Genomic DNA, 18,231 nt, shown 5'->3' on the forward strand with positions numbered 1-18,231 from the left:
GCATTCGAACGGGACGTAGTCGAAGCGATCGTCACCCTCGTTCGGATAAATGTCAGAAAAATGCGGTCTATGTATCAGCAATTTGTGTTGATGGTTCCCGCAATGTCAGAAGTGTAAACGCAACAAGGCCCGGTCACCCCGGGCCTTGGTTCTTTTCCGGCGAAGATTCCTAATAGTCCATCCCGCCCATGCCCGGAGCATCCTCACCCTTCTTGGGTTCCGGGATATCGGCAACAGCGGCTTCGGTCGTGAGGAGAATCGCGGCGGCGGACACCGCGTTCTCGATCGCCATGCGCGGCATTTTGGCCGGATCGACGATTCCCGCGGCAAGCATGTCTTCCACGATCTCGTCTTTCATCGCATCGTACCCGGCATTCGCTTTTCCGCCTTGCACCTTGGAAACGATCATCGATACGTCGTCCTTCCCGGCATTAAGCGCGATCTGCCGGAGCGGCATCTCAAGCGCGCGCACGACGATCTCGTACCCGGCCTTTTCATCCGCGCTCATTTTCGCCGAGGATGCGCCGAGCTTCTTTGAAAGCTTCGCGAGCGCGGTGCCGCCTCCTGCGACGATTCCCTCTTCGATCGAGGCTTTCGTGGCCTTCACCGCGTCGTCAATCTTGTCCTTGAGGTATTTCATCTCGGTCTCGGTCGCGGCCCCGACGGAAATGACGGCCACGCCGCCGCCAAGCTTCGCGATGCGCTCCTCGAGCTTCTCCGTGTCGAACTTAGACTCGCTCATCTCGGCCTGCGCCTTAAGCTGCGACACTCTTGACTCGATATCGGCTTTCTTACCCTTGCCGCCGACAATAGTCGTCGAGTCCTTGGTAGCGACGACGCGGTTTGCGCGGCCGAGCATGCCCAGGGTCGCGCTCTCGAAGGTGAGGCCGGTATCGGCCGAAATTACCTGGCCGCCGACCACTGTGGCGATATCCGCGAGCATTTCCTTCTTCTTGTCGCCGTATCCCGGCGCTTTGACCGCAAGAACGCTAAACGTCCCGCGAAGTTTATTGACCACGAAGGTCGAGAGCGCGTCGCCCTCCACGTCGTCTGCGATAAGGACGAGCTCTTTTTTGCCGCTTGCCGCGACCTTCTCAAGGAGCGGGAGAATCTCCTGCACGTTTCCTACTTTCTTGTCGGTAATGAGGATAAGCGCGTCCTTCATCTCCGCCTCCATGCGCTCCGGGCTCGTCACCATGTATGCCGACACGTAGCCTTTGTCGAACTGGAGGCCTTCGACGATCGAGTACGAAAGCTCGGTACCCTGCGATTCCTCGACGGTGACGACGCCGTTCTTCCCCACTTTCTCGACCGCTTCCGCGATGATGGAGCCGAGTTCCGCCGACTCCGCGGAAATGCTCGCCACCTGCCGCACTTCGTTTTTTCCGGCAACCGGCTTCGCCATTTTCTTAAGCTCTGCGATCGCGGCGTCGCGCGCCGCCTCCATGCCGCTTCGAACGGCCATCGCGTTCGCGCCTTTCTGCATGTATTTGAGGCCTTCCTCGACGAGCGCCTCAAGAAGCACGACGGAGGTCGTGGTGCCGTCTCCTGCGGTATCGTTGGTCTTAGACGCGACCTCCTTCACGATCTCGGCGCCCATGTTCTCGAACTTATCCTTGAAGGAGATGTCCTTGGCGATCGAGACGCCGTCGTTTGTGATGCGCGGGCCGCCATAGCTCTTTTCAAGCACGACGTTCCTGCCGCGCGGGCCGAGCGTTACTTTGACCGCGCGGGCCGCCTGGTTGATGCCGCGGGCGATCGCCTTGCGCGCGTCTTCTGCGAAGAGAATCTGTTTTGCCATAGTCGGAAATATTATTTGCTAACGACCGCCAGTACCGAGGATTCCGAGAGGATGTAGTATTCCTCGCCGTCCACCTTCACCTCGTCATAGCCGTATTTCGAGAAAAGCACCGTGTCTCCCGTTTTCACCTGCATCGGCTGGAGCTTCCCGTCGTCGTATTTGCCGGGGCCGACCGCGACCACGGTGCCCTTGGCCGGCTTTTCCTTGTCGACCGACTCGGGAATGATGATGCCCGACGCGAGTTTCTTTTCCTCTCCCTTCCCCTCAGGCAGGACGACGATGCGGTCGCCAAGGGGCTTCAATCCTGGTTTTTCGTTTTTTGCCATGGAAAATGGTCGCAATCAAATGCGAACTGTTCAGATTTACAAAGCTGGTAAATGCCCAATGCACGCACTATACAGGAAAAATATAAGAAAGGAGATTTTCGGATGCAAGACTTGACTAGACTGTATATATAATCTAATATAAGCATCAGGTACGAAACACGTTGCACAAAGGGGATAAAAATGGCATCGGCAATCGAAACCACGCTTGACCGCCGTAACAGGCGAACCTGGCGGATCACGGGAAGCCTCTTCGCGGCCCTCGTCTTCATGGGCTATGTGGCCGCCTGGACCGTGAAGGAACAGATCGTCCGCAGGGATGAGGTGGTGAAAACCGAGGCGTGGACATACCGCGCCAACGGATTTCTGCCGTATTTCGAGCACGACGGGCTCAAGGTCTACGGAATGGGCGAGCTTCGCTTCCCTTCCGGAACGAAGCTCTCGGATGGCAACCGCTATTCCTGCAGTCTTGTGCGCCACACCCGTCTCGATTTTCTGTTCCAGACGGTGGAGCACACGGCGTGGGACGAGTGTTTGCCCGTGAAAGTCTGACCCGCCTCATCGGCGGCCGCACAACCGCGGCCGCCGATTTCGCTTTCCCCAAAAAACGGGGATTGCCCGGCTCCATGACCCATGCTATCCTTGCTCCCACAGATGGAGGCACTGACTTGGCTTTTGCCCTACGCAGAGATCGTCCTGTCCCTTCTCCTCATCCTCGGCATCGTGCTCCAGCAGCGCGGTGCGAGCCTTGGCGGAGCGTTCGGGGGCGATAACTTTGCATCGACTTTTTACAAGCGCCGCGGCGCGGAGCGTTTCCTGTTCCGCGCGACTATCGCGGTCGCTGTACTATTCGTCGCCACGGCGATAGCGAACTTCCTCGTCTGAACGAATCATGCAGGAGCGCATAGCCCGCCTCATACCCGCCTTGCGCGCTTCGCGCTCCTTCGGCCTGCTTGACCGGCTCAGGGCGCGCGTCGAGGAGCTCTCCCCGGGAGACGCGGCGATCCTTGGCGCGCTTGGCGTCTTGCTTGCGGTCACGAGCCTCATCGGAGTGTATGCGCTCGTGCGCTCGGTGCAGATAAGCATCCCTGCCGACGGAGGAATCTTGGTCGAGGGCGAGCTCGGCTCCCCGCGCTTCGTGAATCCCTTGCTTGCGGTGTCCGACGCCGACCGCGATCTCGCAAGCCTCACGTATGCGGGGCTCATGGGCCTTGGCGCGGAGGGCAACCTAATCCCGGTCCTCGCCGAAAGCTACAGCGTTTCCGAGGACGGGAAGGAATACACGTTCGTCCTCAGAAACGACCTGGTCTGGAGCGACGGGGCGCCGATCACTGCGGACGACGTCGCGTTCACCGTCGGCAAGGCGCAGGATGCGGCGCTCAAGAGCCCGGAGCTTGCGAACTGGAGCGGCGTGAAAACGGAGGCGCTTGACGCGCGAACCGTACGCTTCACGCTCGGCAAGCCGTATGCGCCGTTCCTTGCGAACGCGACGCTCGGGATACTTCCCGCGCACCTCTGGCGGGGCATCTCGACCGAGGACTTCCCGTTTTCGACCCTCGCTACCGAGCCCGTGGGCGCCGGTCCTTTCATCTTCTCGAAGATAGTGCGCGGCGACAACGGCATCATCAGGGAGTACGACCTGTCCGCAAATCCCGCATACGCGCTCGGACGCCCGCACCTCGACGGGATACGCTTCGTCTTCTACTCGCAAGCGGACGATCTCAAAAGCGCCGTACGGGGTGGAGCGGTGGAAAGCGCGTACGGCGTCCCGGCGCAAGGCGCTCTCATGGCTCCGTACGCGAGCGTCTTCGGCGTCTTCTTCAATCCGAATCAGAACGCGGCGCTCGCGCGCCTTGAAGTGCGCAAGGCGCTCTCGCTTGCGATAGACCGGGAGTATCTGACCAAGCAGGTACTCGGAGGGTATGCAGCGCCCATCATGGGCCCGGTGCCTCCCGGAAGCGGCATCAATGGCACCACGGTTCCGGCGCTTGCCGACCGCATAAGCACCGCGGCTGGCACACTCACAGCGGCAGGCTGGGCGTACGACCCGGAGGCGAGGCTCTGGACGCAGGCGAGCGCGAAGCTCACGCTCACCATGACCCTCAAGACCTCGAACGTGCCGGAGCTTAAGGCGGTCGCGGCGGCGGTGAAGGCGGACTGGGAGAAGCTCGGCGTGCCGACCGATATCGAGCTCTATGAGCCGGGGGACCTCAGCCAGAACGTGATACGCCCGAGAAAATACGATGCGCTTCTCTTCGGCATGGTCGTCGGGCGGGAGCGCGACCTGTTCGCCTTCTGGGATTCCTCGCAGCGAAACGATCCGGGCCTTAACATCGCGCTCTACGCGAACAAGACGGCGGACCAGCTCCTCGAGTCTTCAAGGCAGGAAAGCGACCCGGCAAAGCGGCTTGCGGCGCTCCAGAAAATCGACTCAGCCATCGCCGCCGACTACCCTGCCGCCTTCACGCACGCGCCGGATTTCCTCTACGTCGTACCGCAGAAACTCCAGGGGGTATCGCTTCCGCAGATCTCGACGCCTGCCGACCGTTTCGCGGGCGTCGCCGGCTGGTATGTCGAGAGCCAGTACGTGTGGCCGTTCCTCGTGCGTCAGTAGCGGGCAGTTGTGAGTCCGTACCAGGCTACGGACTGACGACTGAGCACTATTGTTCAGAATCAAATAATTATCATAACCACTTAACTGTATGAACGCAGCACCAGCACCCGCCCCGGCACCCGCTCCCCTAAACGGCGAACCGCACCGGAGTGCACCGAATGGCCCGCGCCGCGAGGGCGGACGCCCTCCTTTTAACGGACCCCGCCGCGAAGGCCCCCGGGGCGATCGCAGAGGCGGCGGCCAGGGACGTCCCGGCCGTGCAAGCCGCGATATCCGGCGCATCCTGCGCCGCCCGAGCCCCGCGAGCATGAAAGCGCGTGAAGCGGACTATTTCCCCGCCGAGCCCGCCGAGAACGTGGTGCGCGTCGTCCCCCTGGGCGGCGTCGAGGAAGTCGGGCGCAACATGGTCGCCGTCGAATGCAACGGCGACATCTTCGTGCTTGATGTCGGCTTCCATTTCAAAGCGGAAGACGACGCGCCGGGCGTCGACTACACGCTTCCGAATACCGCGTACCTCGAGAAAAACAAGGAGCGGGTCCGCGCCGTGATCATCACGCACGGCCACCTCGACCACATCGGCGGCATTCCGTTCCTTTTGCCCCGCTTCGGGAATCCCCCGATCTACACCCGCCGGCTCACGTCGATCATGATCCAGCGGCGCCAGGAAGAGTATCCGGATATGCCGAAGCTCGAGCTCGTTGAGGTCGAGCCCGGGCAAAGCGTCACCATCGCCCATACGAAGGTGAAGTTCTTCCCCGTCACGCACTCCATCCCCGACTCGATGGGCGTCTCGATCGAGAGCCCGTACGGCAACGTCGTCCTCTCCGGAGACCTGAAGCTCGACCACGAGGACGGCGTCCCTTCCGAGCGCGAGGTGAAAACCTGGGGCGACATCGGAAAGGACAAGAACCTCTTCTTCATTGCCGACTCGACGAACGCGGAGCGCGACGGCTTCTCGATTCCCGAGAAGCGCGTGCACCAGACGCTCGACGAGATCGTGAAGACCGTCTCGAGCCGCCTCATTATCGGCACCTTCGCGTCGCAGTTCGAGCGCATGATGCACATCATCGAAAGCGCGGAGAAGTACGGCAAGAAAATCGTGATCGAGGGCCGCTCGATAAAGAACAACATCGAGATCGCCGAGCGCGCGGGACTCTTGAAAATCGACAAAGGCACGATCATTCCCGCCCAGGACATGAGCAACTACCCGCCGGACAAGATTCTCATCCTCTGTACCGGAGCCCAGGGCGAGGAGTTTGCCGCGCTTATGCGCATCGCGACGAAGCAGCACAAGTACATACAATTCAATGAGCGCGACACGGTCGTCCTTTCCTCGTCGGTTATTCCCGGAAACGAGACCTCTGTGCAGACCCTCAAGGACAACCTTTACCGCCAGAAGGTGACGATCATCCACTACCGCTCCTCGGACGTGCACTCGACCGGGCACGGAAACACCGGCGAGCTCATCTGGCTCAACAAGCAGGTGAACGCGAAGTTCTTTATGCCCGGCTACGGCTACTACTCCATGACGTACTCGCATGCGCGCGCGATCGAGCAGGCCGGAAGACCCCGCGAAAGCATCATCGTCGCCGACAACGGAAGCGTGATCGACATCGAGGACGGCGAGACGCTCAACGTGCACAAGCAGAAGGTGCCGTCGGCCCCGCTCGTCGTCGACGGGTTCTCGATCGGTAATCGCCAGGAAGTCGTGATGCGCGACCGCCAGTCGCTCGCCAAGGACGGCATGTTCGTCGTCATTGCGACGGTGAACGTGAAGACCGGCAAACTGAGGAAGAGCCCCGACATCATCTCCCGCGGCTTCGTGTATCTGCGGGATTCCCAGGGCATGCTGAACGAAGCGCGGCTTCTCATCAAAAAGACCGTCGAGGACTCGACCCGTAACATGAATCCGGTCGATCTCGACTACGTCAGAAACCAGCTCGCGGATGTTCTCGCCGGGTTCCTCTTCTCGCGCACCAACAAGGCGCCGATGGTGATTCCGGTGCTGATTGGGGTGTAGCGGCGACGGCTTCCCGCTAGGTTGGTGCGTACGCGACTGAGTATAAAAAGAACCACCTCGACTCTTCTAGAGGTGGTTCAAAACAGAATGTCGTCTTCGTTTATTTCTGGCGAAACCGAGACCTCTATGTTCTCGCTCCGCAGTTGCTCAACCGCTGCTGCAAACCCGGTGCCGAGCATATTGTTCAATTCCGAAACTGATTTGAGCCAACGTTGATTGGATGCTTTGTAATACCGCGGATCATCCGGATCAATGATCAGCGCACCTTCTCCCGCCTCGAGGAGTGGAAGTCCGCGAACATGTGCTTTAAAATCTTCGATCAGGTTGAAGAAGTCTTGGTCACTTATCGCCTCTTGATACGGAATCGTTGTCTCGATCCTACATAAAGGTGTCGTGTGCCAATTTCGATCCATAAAGAGCTCGAAGTGGAGCATTCCCTCGGGAGACTCGATTTCGCCAAAAAAATCTAGAAGCTCAGATACCCCACTTCGTGTATTGAGGAAATCCTCGCTCTTCTCCTTCGGATCTCGTAATCCCAGCATCCCTTGGCATACCCACAGGAGCGTTCCGAAATGCATGTCCGAATACCAGCGAATCTCTCCCAGGTGCGTGTTGGGAGGAGGTTTCTTTACTATTTTCACAGCCTAACTCCCTTTGCTCAGGGTTTCCATTGGCAACTCTACACGAACAGTGTCAAAGGTAAAGCCGAAGGGGGAATGGTACGCTCGAGACGCTTTGTTTAGAAGCCCGAAGACTGATCAAACGGATTGAACGGAACTTTAGTCGAAGCTGGTCCGAACTCACGACGGTTCTTCCGCACTTTTGTATCCCTGAATCGCAGTATGCTATACTACCGCCCATGACCACCGCAACGCTTCTTAAAAAAGCAGCAGCAAAAGATACGGGCGTCGTCGTGCTGACGCTTGCGGAATATAACCGCCTGAAGGCCGAAAGTCTGCCAGTCGAGTATCTTACTGGCAAAGCCGCGCGGGATCTTGACAAGCTCGTCGAAGAAGGACTGCGGGAGCATCGCGCGGGCAAGACGAGGAAACTGAAATCCCTGGCCGATCTTGATTAGTTTCTTCTATGCTTTCGATCGAGACGCGGCCCCTCTTCGATAGGCATTACCGCAAGCTGCCGCGGCGCTTGAAAGAAGCAGCGAAAGAAAAAGAGCGTTTGTTTCGAATGGATCCTTTCCTCCCAAGCCTTGGGACGCACAAGCTCCATGGAAAGGACCGGGGCGCATGGGCGTTTTCCATTGACCGGAAATATCGGATCAAGTTCGTATTCATCGCGGGTGATCGTATCCTGTTCCTCGATGTCGGCACGCACGACATATACGAGTGATCAACGCGCGAGGCGGAAACGGGTGCCGCGCAGCTGTATAAGCCCTTCCTGTGTAAGCGAAGCGACCGCATTTTTGACCTGCTCGCGCCGGGAAGGACCGAGGATCTTGATAAGGAACGTGCGCTCGCACGGACTTTTGGCAAGTTCCTTAAGTAGCGCCCCGCGCGCTTGCCTCATAGAACCCTCAAATACGGATTGTTTGGCGTAGTGTTTGCTCCTGGCGTTGAGCCGTACGCCCGAGCGCTTGAGGTATGCGCCATAGTCCATAAGCGCCGCATACCATTCCCTGCTCTTCCCTTTCGGCAGGGTTTTATGAAGTACCGCAAAGACTTCCGCGTCGTCGGTCTTCTCTTTGCTCGTAAAGAAATGGTGTGTGACCGCCGTGCGGATATTCGTCTCGACGAATACGACATTCTGGTTATACGCGAACGCCGCTACGGCATGCGCGGTATAGGGCCCGACACCCGGAAGCGCCTCGAGTTCTTCGGCTGTTTTCGGGAAGCGGCCGTTATGCTTCTGTGCAAGCACTTTCGCCGCTTCGCGGAGCATCTTCGCCCGGCGGTTGTATCCGAGTCCTTGCCAGATCTTAAGCACTTCGGAAAGCTTCGCGTGCGAAAGCGCGCGAACGTTCGGGAACTTCTTCAAAAACGCTTTGTAATACGGGATCACCCGTTCCACCTGCGTCTGCTGCAGCATCACTTCCGATACCAAGATTTTGTACGGATCGCGCGTCCTGCGCCACGGCAAGCCGTGCCTCCCTTGTTTCTTATACTGCGCCCAGACTATTTTTCTAAAATTCGTATACGACATCTTTCCGTTCGACTACAACCTTCCAGCCGCGGCGCTTCGCATGCTTATACAGCAGCGCATTCGGATTGAAGCAGACCGGGTTCTCGACGAGTTCGAGCATACCGATGTCGCTTTCCGTGTCCCCCACCGCAAACGATCCTTCGAGCGTGAGGTCCTCCTTGCGCACGGCACGGCGCAGGACCGCTCCCTTGTTCGAAATGAGTTCGGCATCCGCGATCATGCCCGTGAACTTGCCGGACGCGCCCGACTCGTAGAAGGTGCCGTATATCTTGTCGAACCCGAGTTCGTATCCGAGCCCGTCAACGATGAACTTGGGCGAGTGCGAAACCGCGAGCATAAAATAACCGCGGCGCTTGAGTTTCGAAACCAGTTCGCGCGTATAGCGGTAGAGACGATCCTTCTTTTCCTCGATCACCTCCCCCGCAACGTACGAGACCTCGTCGTACGGCAGGCCCTTGATCTGCCTGCCGAATATCTCGACCACTTTGCTTATATACGAGGCATAGTCGCCCTTGCGGTCGAGCCAGCGCACCTGTTCCGTCTCGTATGCCGCGCGCGTTTCCGGCGGGAACATGCCCTTCTCTATGAGCCGCTCCACGAGCTCGATAAGTAGCGACGAGCGGAAGAGTGTCCCGTCGATGTCGAATACCGCGACCTGCCGCTTCCCGCTCCCCGTATTGCCTGCCACGGCCTTCATCCCTCCATAGTACCTCTTATTTCGCCTTCGGCCACTTAGCCGCAGCCTTAGGCCAGAGTTTCGTGAGCGGGTGATCAAGGCACTCATGAGGCCGCGCGGGACACACGTAGCGACCATAGAGCACGAGACCGTTATTTACGTACTTCCAGTCCTCTTTCGGAATCAGCCGCTCCAAATCCTTGGATATTTTCGTGAGGTCTTCCTGATCGGTGAGGTCGAAGCGCTTGGCGAACCGCTTCACGTGCGTGTCGGTCGGGATGCCCTCCCAGATGCCATAGAGCTCGCCAAGGATCACGTTCGCCGTCTTGTACGCAATGCCCGGAAGCGTCACCAGCTCTTCCACGGCTTTCGGCACTTTCCCTTTGAACTCATCCCGTATCTTTTTCGCCGTCGCGATGATGGCTTTCGCCTTGTTGCGGTGGAAGGTCACGCGGGAAATGTCCTTGTCGAATTCCGCATAGTCGGCGGCGGCGAAATCATCGATCGTCTTATATTTCCCAAACAGTACCTCATCGGTCACTTTATTCACGAGCTTATCGGTCGTCTGTGCGGAGAGCATTACCGCAGCTACGAGCTGCATCGGCGTTTTGTAGTGGAGTTCGGTCTTCGGTTTCGGGTACGCCTCTTTGAGATACGCAATCAGCTTCTTCGCTCTTGCCCGGCGCTCCTTGAATTCAAGCGTGTCCTTTTGCATATCGCAAAACGCGACGTCTAGCTCGTCAAACGTTTGAGGTCCGCAAGCACCTCGGCTACATGCTCCGCGGGCTTCACACCCTCGTATATCTTGGCAATCTTTCCTTCCGGGTCTATGAGAAACGACGTACGAAGCGTTCCCTCGTATTCGCGTCCCATGAACTTCTTGGCTCCCCAGACGCCATAGCTCTCCACGACTGCCTTCTGTTCGTCCGAAAGGAGCGTAAACGGAAGATCGTACTTCTTCGCGAATTTCTCGTGGCTCGCGACGGGGTCGGTAGAGATGCCAAGCACGACCGCGGAAAGCTTCTCGAAGTGCGGAAATTCATCCCGGACGCTCTTCGCTTCTATCGTGCAGCCGGGCGTATCGTCCTTCGGATAAAAATAAATGAGCATCCATTTGCCGAGATAGTCGGCAAGCGAACGGACCGTTCCGTTCTGATCAGGAAGCGAGAACGCGGGGGCCTTTCCTCCAATAATCATCATGTGCTGAGTATAGCATCGGCAACCTCTTTACCCATTTCGATTGCGCCATGGACAGTAGCTGCATGTCCCTGCGTATGGGCGGCTTCGCCAGCGTAATAGACTGTATTCTCTATCGGTTTGGACAGAAGAGAGCGAGCATTACCCATATGCAAGGCCGGATAACTGTAGGAACCAAGCGCATACGGATCATCTGACCATGTAAAATGTCTGGCAGCTTGGATATGCTTTTTGATATCAGAACCGAGCGCTCCGGCAAGTTCCTCAGCACCAAATGCTACGGCCTGTGTTTCCCCCATCTCGGTAAGATCACGGGCGCGCGTGCCTCCGCTAAACCCGACAGCGACAACTTGCCCGCCGAAACGGCGTACCCACCAGTGGCCAAAATGTCCTGGGGTATCAAGGATTCTGAAAACAGGCAGATTGCAATCGAACCAAAGCGTCAGTTTGGTCGAGTCGCCAAAACCAATTTTAGACACCGCCTCATTAAATGAGGCGGGTAGATCCGGATTGAAGGTGAGTTTACCAGTTTTAAGCACTCCCAAGGGGATGGTTATCACCACTTTCGCGGCGTCGTAGACCGCACCGTTCGTGCACGTTACCCGCGCCAAGCCAGGCTTCCAGGCTATGGCGGAAACTTCATGCTTGAGTTTGATAGGAAGGCCCTCTGCGAGTGCGGCTAGGACACGAGCATATCCGTCGACAAGCCAGAAATTCCGATCTCCACTGGTCGCCAGCTCTTCCTCGCGGGCGAATTCTAACAGACTTAAGTTGGTAGGGTCGGCGCCTTCGTAATCGCCTATATGGCGCCCTGAAAAGAACTTCGCGGCGGGCGAAATAGGTTGCTTCGCAAGATATTCTGACAAACTGATTTCTTCGCCTTGATACTCCGCAATACCAGCGTCCACGGCATCCATTTCTTGTAAAAGGCGTGCGCTGTCTGCGCGCAGCGAACCTGTATCGCCACCGAAGACGCGCCGCGCGCCGTTTAGAGCGGCCCATTCTTCAGTAGATAAATGAATATCTCGTATAAAATCCCATGTCGCGGCATTTTCTCCGTGAATGAATTCCGCGCCTGCTTCCACGACACCCCGGTCGAAGATGGTGTGTACACGCCCTCCGATACGATTCCTCGCTTCTAAAATAAGAACTCGCTTACCTGCTTTCATAAGACGCTGTGCGCAGGTAAGCCCGGCTGCTCCGGCTCCTAGCACGATCACGTCATACTCCATCGTGAAAGACTTTTAGAACGAGCGTCTAGTTAAGTGGATTCGAACAAGCTGGCCGACTCATCCGAACCCATCGCGTGCTCGTATGCATACGAGACGAGAGCCCCGAGCGTCACCGCCCACAGCCCGTACAGAAGTATCGGACCGATAACCGGCACGAGATACACGACCGAGAGGACGAGCATGCCAAGTACGGCGAAGCGCCAGCTGAAGTAGCGGTCGCCGAATATCTGCTTGCGTATGAGGGCGCCTGCAACCGCGCCCGCGTAGCAGTACGCGAGCGAGAGCGCGAGAACATAGGCGCTTCCCGCGATGAGCGCGACGGCAAATCCGACGAACGTGAGCGCGAGAAGGAATACCAGGATCGGCGTCGCGACCGTAAGGGCGAATCCGAGAAGCGCGTAGAGCGCGAGACGGCGGGCAGTGCCCCGAAGCACGCGGGAAGCAAGCGCTTCCGTAAACGCCGGGAAGAGCCCGGCAAGGATGCCGACCGCGATAAGCGCACCGAGAATCTTTACGAAAAGGAAAACGCCGGTCCCGGCAAGGGCGAGCGCCTGGGCTTGCTTGCTGGTCGGAAGAAACGACGCGCCGGTATAAGTCACTCCCCCGTCGACGATCGCCGAAGCGGGAACGTCGGCGGCTTCCGGAGCTTCGTAGCGAAGCGTTCCTTCGATATGCGTACCGGGAGCAAGCGCGAGCTTATCCGAGACGACAGCGCGTACGTCGCCCTTGAAAGTGCCGGAAAGAAGGACATTGCTTCCGTAGACGGTTACGGGACCACCCGCTCCGCTAAGAAGCTTCACCGTCCGTGCGGCCACGAACACGCTTCCCAGGGAACCGCTTGTTTCCGTAAAGCTTGCGGCAAGCGCGGCGACATCGCCGCCAACGGGTGCGGAAATCGCGACGCTCCCGCCAAGGATCCGGACGTCGCCCGCGACCGGTTTCTTGATATCGACGCTCCCTCCCGCAAGAAGCGCGTCGCCCGCTATCGGCGCGGAAACGGAGATGCTGCCGCCAAGGGCCGAGAAATCACCCATGACCGGGGCCGCGAGCGTGAGGGTGCCGCTTGCGAAATAAGAGTTACCTTCACCCGCTTCCGAAACGACCAGGGAACGCTCCGCGCCGAAGGTAGCGGCGGATACAGCCGAAGGAAGCGCGAGGACCAAAAGCGCGGCGAGGAGAAGCGGAAACGTGAGCGTGCGCCTAGACATGGAAATCATTGTATCACGAAGGAGCGTCTGTCAAGTGCTCCCTGCGCCAGAATTTCGATCCGGGCAGGAGGCGGGAGAAAAGCCACGCAAGAAGCGCGACGGCCCAGGAGAACGCGCAATAGATGCAAAGCGCCTGGATCACGAAAAGCTGCAAGAGAAGCGAAACAAGCGACACGGCCACGCCAAACAGCGTGAGCGCAAGGAGCATTTTCCGGAGCCTGGACGACGACCAGGCAAGCTCGAGCGCGGCGAGGATAAAGAGAAGCGCGTAAAACCCGAGGCCGTACACGGCAAGCGGAACGCCAAAGAGCTGCGAGTAGGGGCTCTGCGCGACCAGGTTGCAGCCTGAGAGCCCGTCGATATTGCAAAGAAGCGGGGCGCCGGACAATTCGCTTCTCGCAAGATAGACCGAATCGGCGAGCCCCAAAAACGCGGCGAGGAGGATCGCCCAGGGGGCGATGCGGGTGAAAAAGGCTTTCATGAACCTCCATAGTATACTGATGCTATGGATATCCAAAATACGGGTCCGGACGGCAGGAAGCCCGAACTCACGCCCGAGCAACGGCGGGTAATGCTTGAGCACGGGACCGAGACGGCGTTTACGGGCGAGTACGTCGACAACCATGAGCCCGGCGTCTACCGCTGCAATAACTGCGGAGCAGTCCTCTTCACGTCGGAAAACAAGTTCGATTCGGGCACCGGCTGGCCGTCGTTTACCGATCCCGCGGTCGCCGAAAATATCGGGACGAGCGAAGACGATTCGCTTGGTATGCGCCGTACCGAGGTGCACTGCAAGCACTGCGGGGCGCATCTCGGGCACCTTTTTAACGACGGTCCGGTAACTGCGGGTGGCAAACGATACTGCATCAACTCCGTCTGTCTCGATTTTGAAAAGGAACATCCGGCTGCCGTCTTCTAATCAACACCTTGGCACCACCTCCTTGAGTACTTGTGCCGGAGTCAGGAGATTCAGGCCGAAATGGTGCCGCTCCCGGTTGTACCAGGGGATGTATTTCTTCAGAGCCGCATTGAACGCTTCCGGACTTCTGCGCGCATGGTCGAGGCACTCCTCCTGAAGCGTGCGGTTGAATCGCTCGATATGCGCATTGTCGTTGGGTTTCCCGATGCGGGAATACCGGTGCTTCCTCCGGATGCGCTCGACGAACCACGCCCCGAACTCGGGACCATGGTCGCTCTGGAGCATTTCGAAGCGGAAGGACGCTCTCCGCTGCGCCTCCTCGACGAAGCGCACGGCGGTCGCGGCATCCATGCGCGCATAGGTCTTCGCGTACGCGGTGCGGGAATGCACGTCGATGAGGGTGAAGGTATACATCCGCTTCTTCAAATCGAGCATGGTGTGAATGGTGTCGATCTGGACGAGGGAACCGGGTTTCTCCGGCAGGGGGCGGTCGACCTGTGGGTGGTATCGCTTGTACGGGCTCCTCTTCTTGAGGAGGCCCATGCGGTCAAGCGTTCGCTTGATGGTGGAGAGTGAAATCACCACCCCTTCCTCCTCCAGTATGCGCTGAATGACTTCCGCGCTTCGCTTCGACTTGAGCCGGGTATGGAAGATCTTCCAGCGGAGTTCGTCTGAGAGCTGCCGGGGATGGCGCTTCGGACGCGACGAGCGCGTCGGTATCGGGTGGTATCCGATGCGTTCGGCCCTTCGCACCCATTTCATGACGGCGGTGTGATGGTACCCGAGATGCCGCCCGATCTTGCGCGCGCTCCAGCCTTGGCGGAAGAGATCCGCCGCTTCGCGGCGGATGCGGGGCATACGGGGGTTGGTGGTGTATGGCATGCGACTTGGCTTAGTGGTGCCAAGGTATTGAACCATTACGGGGCGCTTGACTAGGTTCATCAAGTGAAGTAGAAATCCTTGAGGCCAACAAGGGACGGCATGCGCCGCCCCCATGTACGGAGGACGTTATGGATATCAGGAAACGTCTTGTGGATGCGGCGTTCGCGGAGATGCAGCTTCGCTTCCACATAACGGACGAGAATACGCGTCGTCTTGCGCTCATGTCGGGGACGCAGCTCGCCCATCACCTGTTCCTGCCGCTGCTCCAGAAGGTGCAGCACGTGGGAGCGACGGCGTTTGCGGCCCGAGGCATGTATGCACAGATGGTCCAGGGTTCGGATGACGGCACGTTCGCGAGCATGGCACCCGCCCTGCAAGTGCTTCACGAATCCGAGCTCAACGGCGATCCGGCGAAAGCCCGCAACTGGGCCGCGGGGCTCGGGATGGAGGAAATGGACAGGATCCTGTTCCACCACCTCTTCCTCGGCAATCGTTTCGAACGGGGCGTGCCGCTTGCAAGCTTCGCCATCCCGCTCGCGACCATCGCCGCCTCGCAGGAAATGAAATACGAGATCCTGCGCCAGGCGATGTACGAGGATTTCCCCGAACTTGCTACGCCGCTCGCAACCATGTTCGGCCGTCCGCTCACGCGGATGGAAATCAGCCTTGGCTTTCTCGTCAATGCGTTCGACCTCGGGGAAATGAATCTCGAGCGCGCGATGATGTGTCTCCGTCTTCGCCCGGCGGGCCTCCTCTTCCGGGCGGTCGCGGGGATGCTTATGGAGCCCGGGCGAGTGCGTGACGCTGACTTTGATGCGCTCCATGAGCTTCTGGACGACGAATAAGACACTACACGCATCCTGAAAAAGGCCCCCTTCGCCGGGGCCTTTTGTTTTTAGATATGACACACCGCGTCGGGGTGCTTCTCGAAATACCGCTGATGATACTCTTCGGCGGGCCAGAATGCAGTCGCTTTCGTGATCTCGGTGGCGATCGTTTTCGGAAGATAATTCGATGCAAGCTCGGCTTTCATCCTCTCCGCCGCTTCCCGCTGCGCCTCGGAGAGATAGAAGACCGCACCGCGGTACTGGCTGCCGACATCCGGGCCCTGGCGATTAAGCTGCGTCGGATCGTGGAGCTTGAAGAATGCGCGAAGAAGGGTTTCGTATGAGACCCGGGACGGGTCGAAGGATACTTCGACCGCTTCGGCGTGCCCGGTCGTGTCAGAACAAACTTGTTCATAGGTAGGATGTTCGGTGTGCCCGCCGGTATATCCGGAAACGGCATCGATGATGCCCGGCACCGCGCGGAAAGCCGCCTCGACTCCCCAGAAGCAACCTGCAGCGAAAATGGCCTTTTCTTGCATAGGTATGGAAGTTATTCGGATACTGTTTCCCCGTCCGTCTCCGCGGATTCGGCCGCGGCCTTGTTCTCCGCGCGTTCTTTCCTGAGCCGGTGCTTGAACGTGGCGATGGTCGCGACGAAGGGAGAAGCTGGCGCAGCCGCAGCCTCAAGCGGCACCGCGCGGCGAAGACGCAAATGCTTTACGACCCTCGTAAGCAGGCGCTCGAGCGCACGCACCCCAAGCAGGACCAGGCGAACGACCTCATGGGCGAGCGTCTCCACGGTCGAGACGACCAGATGCCTGAGGAATGACGCGAAGTCGACATGTTCGAAGATGAACTCGACGCGGCGGGCGAAGCGATCGAGTTCGGCGCGTTCCCTCTCGAAATAACGGAAACCGCGGCGGCGTTCGAAACCGGTAAGCGCAAGAAAGCCGAGGAACAGGAATACCGTGATAAGGATGGCTATCAGGTATGCCATTGAGGGACTAGGCGCGGGCGGAGAAGCGCGCGAAGCGGGTAATCTCGACGCGCTCGCCGAACTTCTGGCTCGCCTCGGTCACGAGGTCGCGGATCGTCTTCGACTCGTCCTTGATATACGGCTGGTCAAGAAGCACCTGGTCGCTGAAATAGGAGGACAGCTTCCCTGCAAGGATCTTCTCTTTCATCTCCTCCGGCTTCCCCTCCACTTCCTTCGCGAACACGGCCATGGCCGCGGTTTTCGCCTCTTCCGGGATTTCCGCGTCGGTTGCGTATTTCGGGTCGGTCGCGGCGACCTGCATGGCGACTTCGCGCGCAAGCGCGACGAACTCGGGATTGCGGGAGACGAAATCGGTCTCCGAGGAGAGGAGCACCATGGCGCCGATGGAGCCGTCGTGCACGTAGGTCGCGACCGCGCCCGAACCGAGTTCGCGGTCAGCCTTCTTATCCGCCGCCGCGCCCGAACGCTTCTTAAGTATCACCTCCGCCTTGGCGACATCGCCTCCGGCCTCTTCAAGCGCCTTCTTGCACTGCATGACGGAAACACCGGTGCGGTCCCGGAGCGCTTTGACGATGTCGGTCGAAATTTCCATGTGTGAAAAATTATAGCATTAGGGACTAACGGGAACCGTCGTTCCGCGAGCGAAGCGGTGATCTCCGTTCATTTAGGCCGTGCGGCCCTTTTCGAACGCGTCGGTAAGTTCGGCAAGCACGAGCGTAACGGTCGCGCGGGAGGCATCGTTGCCGACGATCGGGAACGCGGCGTCGGAGAGATCGCAGTCGGAATTCATAAGCGCGATGATCGGAATGCCGGCGTCTCTCGCCTCCTTGACCGCGTGCGCCTCGGCCTTGGTGTCGACGACAAGAAGCGCATCCGGCTTTTTGGAAAGCGTCACGATTCCCTCGAGGCGCCCCTCGAGGCGCGCGATCTCGCGGTCGAGCTTCACGCGCTCGAGCTTGGTATAGAGCTTCGCGAGTTCTCCCGAATCGCGCTTTTCGGTGAGGTCGAGCAGGCGGTCGATGCGCTTTTTGATCTCGACGAAATTCGAAATGGTGCCCCCGAGCCAGCGACCGGCGACATAGGGCTGCCCCACGCGCTTCGCCGCATCTTTTACGAGCGCGGATATCTCGGGCTTTCCTCCGACGAAGAGAACGGTCTTGCCGTCGCGCGCGAGTGCCGCAACGGCCTGCTTCGCGCGGGCAAGCTGCTCGTCGGTCTTTGCGAGGTCGATGATTTCGGTGCGCGACTTAAGGCCGAGCACGAACTGCTTCATCGAAGGGTGCCTGCGGCGGCGTACCTGCGCAAAGTGGGCACCCGTCCCCAAAAGACGGTCAACGCCAACCCCTGCCATTTCCACGGCTGTCATACCCCTAAGGTA

At 58.9% G+C, this 18,231-nt stretch carries 23 protein-coding genes; 8 read left to right on the forward strand and 15 right to left on the reverse strand.

Annotation, left to right across the window (positions count from 1 at the left end; all coding sequences use genetic code 11):
• Positions 1–169: 169 nt before the first annotated feature.
• Together groL and WDN10_02075 are read right to left on the reverse strand one after the other, a co-directional pair.
• Positions 170–1,801, reverse strand: a complete 1,632-nt coding sequence (gene groL, locus WDN10_02070; GenBank protein ID MEJ0053490.1) for a chaperonin GroEL — start codon at positions 1,799–1,801, stop codon at positions 170–172.
• 11 nt (positions 1,802–1,812) lie between these two features.
• The gene (locus WDN10_02075; GenBank protein MEJ0053491.1) at positions 1,813–2,127 is read right to left on the reverse strand and encodes a co-chaperone GroES; all 315 of its coding nucleotides are present in this window, start codon (positions 2,125–2,127) and stop codon (positions 1,813–1,815) included.
• 180 nt (positions 2,128–2,307) lie between these two features.
• On the opposite strand from WDN10_02075, the gene WDN10_02080 reads away from it, so the two are divergent.
• The 4 genes from WDN10_02080 to WDN10_02095 all read left to right on the forward strand — a co-directional run bounded on the left by WDN10_02080 (position 2,308) and on the right by WDN10_02095 (position 6,758).
• Positions 2,308–2,676: a hypothetical protein gene (locus tag WDN10_02080; protein ID MEJ0053492.1), complete on the forward strand. Its 369-nt coding sequence runs from the start codon at positions 2,308–2,310 to the stop codon at positions 2,674–2,676.
• A 102-nt stretch (positions 2,677–2,778) separates the two neighbouring features.
• A complete protein-coding gene (gene secG / locus WDN10_02085) occupies positions 2,779–3,009 on the forward strand; it encodes a preprotein translocase subunit SecG (GenBank protein ID MEJ0053493.1) in 231 nt (76 codons plus the stop codon).
• 7 nt (positions 3,010–3,016) lie between these two features.
• The gene (locus WDN10_02090; protein ID MEJ0053494.1) at positions 3,017–4,738 is read left to right on the forward strand and encodes a peptide ABC transporter substrate-binding protein; all 1,722 of its coding nucleotides are present in this window, start codon (positions 3,017–3,019) and stop codon (positions 4,736–4,738) included.
• An 88-nt stretch (positions 4,739–4,826) separates the two neighbouring features.
• Positions 4,827–6,758 carry a ribonuclease J gene (locus WDN10_02095; GenBank protein ID MEJ0053495.1) on the forward strand — a complete coding sequence of 644 codons (1,932 nt, stop codon included), beginning with the start codon at positions 4,827–4,829 and terminating at the stop codon, positions 6,756–6,758.
• A gap of 77 nt (positions 6,759–6,835) precedes the next feature.
• Here WDN10_02095 and WDN10_02100 read toward each other — a convergent pair whose 3' ends face one another.
• Positions 6,836–7,336, reverse strand: coding sequence for a hypothetical protein (locus tag WDN10_02100; GenBank protein ID MEJ0053496.1), 501 nt, complete (start codon positions 7,334–7,336; stop codon positions 6,836–6,838).
• A gap of 281 nt (positions 7,337–7,617) precedes the next feature.
• On the opposite strand from WDN10_02100, the gene WDN10_02105 reads away from it, so the two are divergent.
• Together WDN10_02105 and WDN10_02110 are read left to right on the forward strand one after the other, a co-directional pair.
• Positions 7,618–7,836 carry a hypothetical protein gene (locus WDN10_02105; protein MEJ0053497.1) on the forward strand — a complete coding sequence of 73 codons (219 nt, stop codon included), beginning with the start codon at positions 7,618–7,620 and terminating at the stop codon, positions 7,834–7,836.
• Between the two features lie 107 nt (positions 7,837–7,943).
• The gene (locus WDN10_02110; GenBank protein ID MEJ0053498.1) at positions 7,944–8,105 is read left to right on the forward strand and encodes a hypothetical protein; all 162 of its coding nucleotides are present in this window, start codon (positions 7,944–7,946) and stop codon (positions 8,103–8,105) included.
• Here WDN10_02110 and WDN10_02115 read toward each other — a convergent pair whose 3' ends face one another.
• Genes WDN10_02115 through WDN10_02145 form a run of 7 tightly spaced genes read right to left on the reverse strand, consistent with a single transcriptional unit; the run spans position 8,106 to position 13,709 of the window.
• The gene (locus WDN10_02115) at positions 8,106–8,915 is read right to left on the reverse strand and encodes an A/G-specific adenine glycosylase (GenBank protein MEJ0053499.1); all 810 of its coding nucleotides are present in this window, start codon (positions 8,913–8,915) and stop codon (positions 8,106–8,108) included.
• Entirely contained in the window at positions 8,896–9,612 is a 717-nt protein-coding gene (locus WDN10_02120) for an HAD-IB family hydrolase (protein ID MEJ0053500.1), read from the reverse strand. Before WDN10_02120 ends, WDN10_02115 begins: the two co-directional genes overlap by 20 nt.
• A 16-nt stretch (positions 9,613–9,628) precedes the next feature.
• Positions 9,629–10,306 carry an endonuclease III gene (gene nth, locus WDN10_02125; protein MEJ0053501.1) on the reverse strand — a complete coding sequence of 226 codons (678 nt, stop codon included), beginning with the start codon at positions 10,304–10,306 and terminating at the stop codon, positions 9,629–9,631.
• A 17-nt stretch (positions 10,307–10,323) separates the two neighbouring features.
• Positions 10,324–10,791: a thioredoxin-dependent thiol peroxidase gene (gene bcp, locus WDN10_02130; protein MEJ0053502.1), complete on the reverse strand. Its 468-nt coding sequence runs from the start codon at positions 10,789–10,791 to the stop codon at positions 10,324–10,326.
• On the reverse strand, positions 10,788–12,020 hold the full coding sequence (locus WDN10_02135; protein MEJ0053503.1) for an NAD(P)/FAD-dependent oxidoreductase: 1,233 nt from the start codon (positions 12,018–12,020) through the stop codon (positions 10,788–10,790). Before WDN10_02135 ends, bcp begins: the two co-directional genes overlap by 4 nt.
• Positions 12,021–12,049: 29 nt before the next feature.
• Positions 12,050–13,228, reverse strand: coding sequence for a hypothetical protein (locus WDN10_02140; protein ID MEJ0053504.1), 1,179 nt, complete (start codon positions 13,226–13,228; stop codon positions 12,050–12,052).
• Between the two features lie 13 nt (positions 13,229–13,241).
• On the reverse strand, positions 13,242–13,709 hold the full coding sequence (locus WDN10_02145) for a vitamin K epoxide reductase family protein (protein ID MEJ0053505.1): 468 nt from the start codon (positions 13,707–13,709) through the stop codon (positions 13,242–13,244).
• 24 nt (positions 13,710–13,733) lie between these two features.
• Between WDN10_02145 and msrB the strand changes: the two genes are divergently transcribed.
• Positions 13,734–14,147: a peptide-methionine (R)-S-oxide reductase MsrB gene (gene msrB / locus WDN10_02150; protein ID MEJ0053506.1), complete on the forward strand. Its 414-nt coding sequence runs from the start codon at positions 13,734–13,736 to the stop codon at positions 14,145–14,147.
• Here msrB and WDN10_02155 read toward each other — a convergent pair whose 3' ends face one another.
• Positions 14,148–15,005: an integrase core domain-containing protein gene (locus WDN10_02155; GenBank protein MEJ0053507.1), complete on the reverse strand. Its 858-nt coding sequence runs from the start codon at positions 15,003–15,005 to the stop codon at positions 14,148–14,150.
• Between the two features lie 152 nt (positions 15,006–15,157).
• On the opposite strand from WDN10_02155, the gene WDN10_02160 reads away from it, so the two are divergent.
• Complete coding sequence (locus WDN10_02160; GenBank protein ID MEJ0053508.1) at positions 15,158–15,874, forward strand: hypothetical protein; 717 nt, start codon at positions 15,158–15,160, stop codon at positions 15,872–15,874.
• Between the two features lie 50 nt (positions 15,875–15,924).
• Here the strand turns inward: WDN10_02160 and msrA are convergent, their stop codons facing one another.
• From msrA to rpsB, 4 genes are all read right to left on the reverse strand, one after another.
• Complete coding sequence (msrA, locus tag WDN10_02165; GenBank protein ID MEJ0053509.1) at positions 15,925–16,395, reverse strand: peptide-methionine (S)-S-oxide reductase MsrA; 471 nt, start codon at positions 16,393–16,395, stop codon at positions 15,925–15,927.
• Positions 16,396–16,406: 11 nt separating this feature from the next.
• The gene (locus WDN10_02170) at positions 16,407–16,853 is read right to left on the reverse strand and encodes a hypothetical protein (GenBank protein ID MEJ0053510.1); all 447 of its coding nucleotides are present in this window, start codon (positions 16,851–16,853) and stop codon (positions 16,407–16,409) included.
• Between the two features lie 7 nt (positions 16,854–16,860).
• On the reverse strand, positions 16,861–17,445 hold the full coding sequence (gene tsf, locus WDN10_02175) for an elongation factor Ts (GenBank protein MEJ0053511.1): 585 nt from the start codon (positions 17,443–17,445) through the stop codon (positions 16,861–16,863).
• A gap of 72 nt (positions 17,446–17,517) precedes the next feature.
• Positions 17,518–18,219: a 30S ribosomal protein S2 gene (rpsB, locus tag WDN10_02180; GenBank protein MEJ0053512.1), complete on the reverse strand. Its 702-nt coding sequence runs from the start codon at positions 18,217–18,219 to the stop codon at positions 17,518–17,520.
• Positions 18,220–18,231 lie beyond the last annotated feature (12 nt).

Source organism: bacterium (assembly GCA_037200965.1).
Lineage (GTDB): Bacteria > Patescibacteriota > Minisyncoccia > Phycocordibacterales > Phycocordibacteraceae > C7867-001.

What these genes read in the sequence shown, in the direction of transcription:
- WDN10_02135 (MEJ0053503.1), bottom strand. Translation starts at nt 12,020, where the DNA reads ATGGAGTATGACGTGATCGTGCTAGGAGCCGGAGCAGCCGGGCTTACC.
- WDN10_02095 (MEJ0053495.1), top strand. Translation starts at nt 4,827, where the DNA reads ATGAACGCAGCACCAGCACCCGCCCCGGCACCCGCTCCCCTAAACGGC.
- WDN10_02110 (MEJ0053498.1), top strand. Translation starts at nt 7,944, where the DNA reads ATGGATCCTTTCCTCCCAAGCCTTGGGACGCACAAGCTCCATGGAAAG.
- WDN10_02075 (MEJ0053491.1), bottom strand. Translation starts at nt 2,127, where the DNA reads ATGGCAAAAAACGAAAAACCAGGATTGAAGCCCCTTGGCGACCGCATC.
- WDN10_02140 (MEJ0053504.1), bottom strand. Translation starts at nt 13,228, where the DNA reads ATGTCTAGGCGCACGCTCACGTTTCCGCTTCTCCTCGCCGCGCTTTTG.
- WDN10_02120 (MEJ0053500.1), bottom strand. Translation starts at nt 9,612, where the DNA reads ATGAAGGCCGTGGCAGGCAATACGGGGAGCGGGAAGCGGCAGGTCGCG.
- bcp (MEJ0053502.1), bottom strand. Translation starts at nt 10,791, where the DNA reads ATGATGATTATTGGAGGAAAGGCCCCCGCGTTCTCGCTTCCTGATCAG.
- WDN10_02105 (MEJ0053497.1), top strand. Translation starts at nt 7,618, where the DNA reads ATGACCACCGCAACGCTTCTTAAAAAAGCAGCAGCAAAAGATACGGGC.
- msrA (MEJ0053509.1), bottom strand. Translation starts at nt 16,395, where the DNA reads ATGCAAGAAAAGGCCATTTTCGCTGCAGGTTGCTTCTGGGGAGTCGAG.
- msrB (MEJ0053506.1), top strand. Translation starts at nt 13,734, where the DNA reads ATGGATATCCAAAATACGGGTCCGGACGGCAGGAAGCCCGAACTCACG.
- WDN10_02145 (MEJ0053505.1), bottom strand. Translation starts at nt 13,709, where the DNA reads ATGAAAGCCTTTTTCACCCGCATCGCCCCCTGGGCGATCCTCCTCGCC.
- WDN10_02170 (MEJ0053510.1), bottom strand. Translation starts at nt 16,853, where the DNA reads ATGGCATACCTGATAGCCATCCTTATCACGGTATTCCTGTTCCTCGGC.
- WDN10_02090 (MEJ0053494.1), top strand. Translation starts at nt 3,017, where the DNA reads ATGCAGGAGCGCATAGCCCGCCTCATACCCGCCTTGCGCGCTTCGCGC.
- WDN10_02080 (MEJ0053492.1), top strand. Translation starts at nt 2,308, where the DNA reads ATGGCATCGGCAATCGAAACCACGCTTGACCGCCGTAACAGGCGAACC.
- WDN10_02160 (MEJ0053508.1), top strand. Translation starts at nt 15,158, where the DNA reads ATGGATATCAGGAAACGTCTTGTGGATGCGGCGTTCGCGGAGATGCAG.
- WDN10_02155 (MEJ0053507.1), bottom strand. Translation starts at nt 15,005, where the DNA reads ATGCCCCGCATCCGCCGCGAAGCGGCGGATCTCTTCCGCCAAGGCTGG.
- secG (MEJ0053493.1), top strand. Translation starts at nt 2,779, where the DNA reads ATGGAGGCACTGACTTGGCTTTTGCCCTACGCAGAGATCGTCCTGTCC.
- WDN10_02115 (MEJ0053499.1), bottom strand. Translation starts at nt 8,915, where the DNA reads ATGTCGTATACGAATTTTAGAAAAATAGTCTGGGCGCAGTATAAGAAA.
- tsf (MEJ0053511.1), bottom strand. Translation starts at nt 17,445, where the DNA reads ATGGAAATTTCGACCGACATCGTCAAAGCGCTCCGGGACCGCACCGGT.
- rpsB (MEJ0053512.1), bottom strand. Translation starts at nt 18,219, where the DNA reads ATGACAGCCGTGGAAATGGCAGGGGTTGGCGTTGACCGTCTTTTGGGG.
- WDN10_02100 (MEJ0053496.1), bottom strand. Translation starts at nt 7,336, where the DNA reads ATGCATTTCGGAACGCTCCTGTGGGTATGCCAAGGGATGCTGGGATTA.
- groL (MEJ0053490.1), bottom strand. Translation starts at nt 1,801, where the DNA reads ATGGCAAAACAGATTCTCTTCGCAGAAGACGCGCGCAAGGCGATCGCC.
- nth (MEJ0053501.1), bottom strand. Translation starts at nt 10,306, where the DNA reads ATGCAAAAGGACACGCTTGAATTCAAGGAGCGCCGGGCAAGAGCGAAG.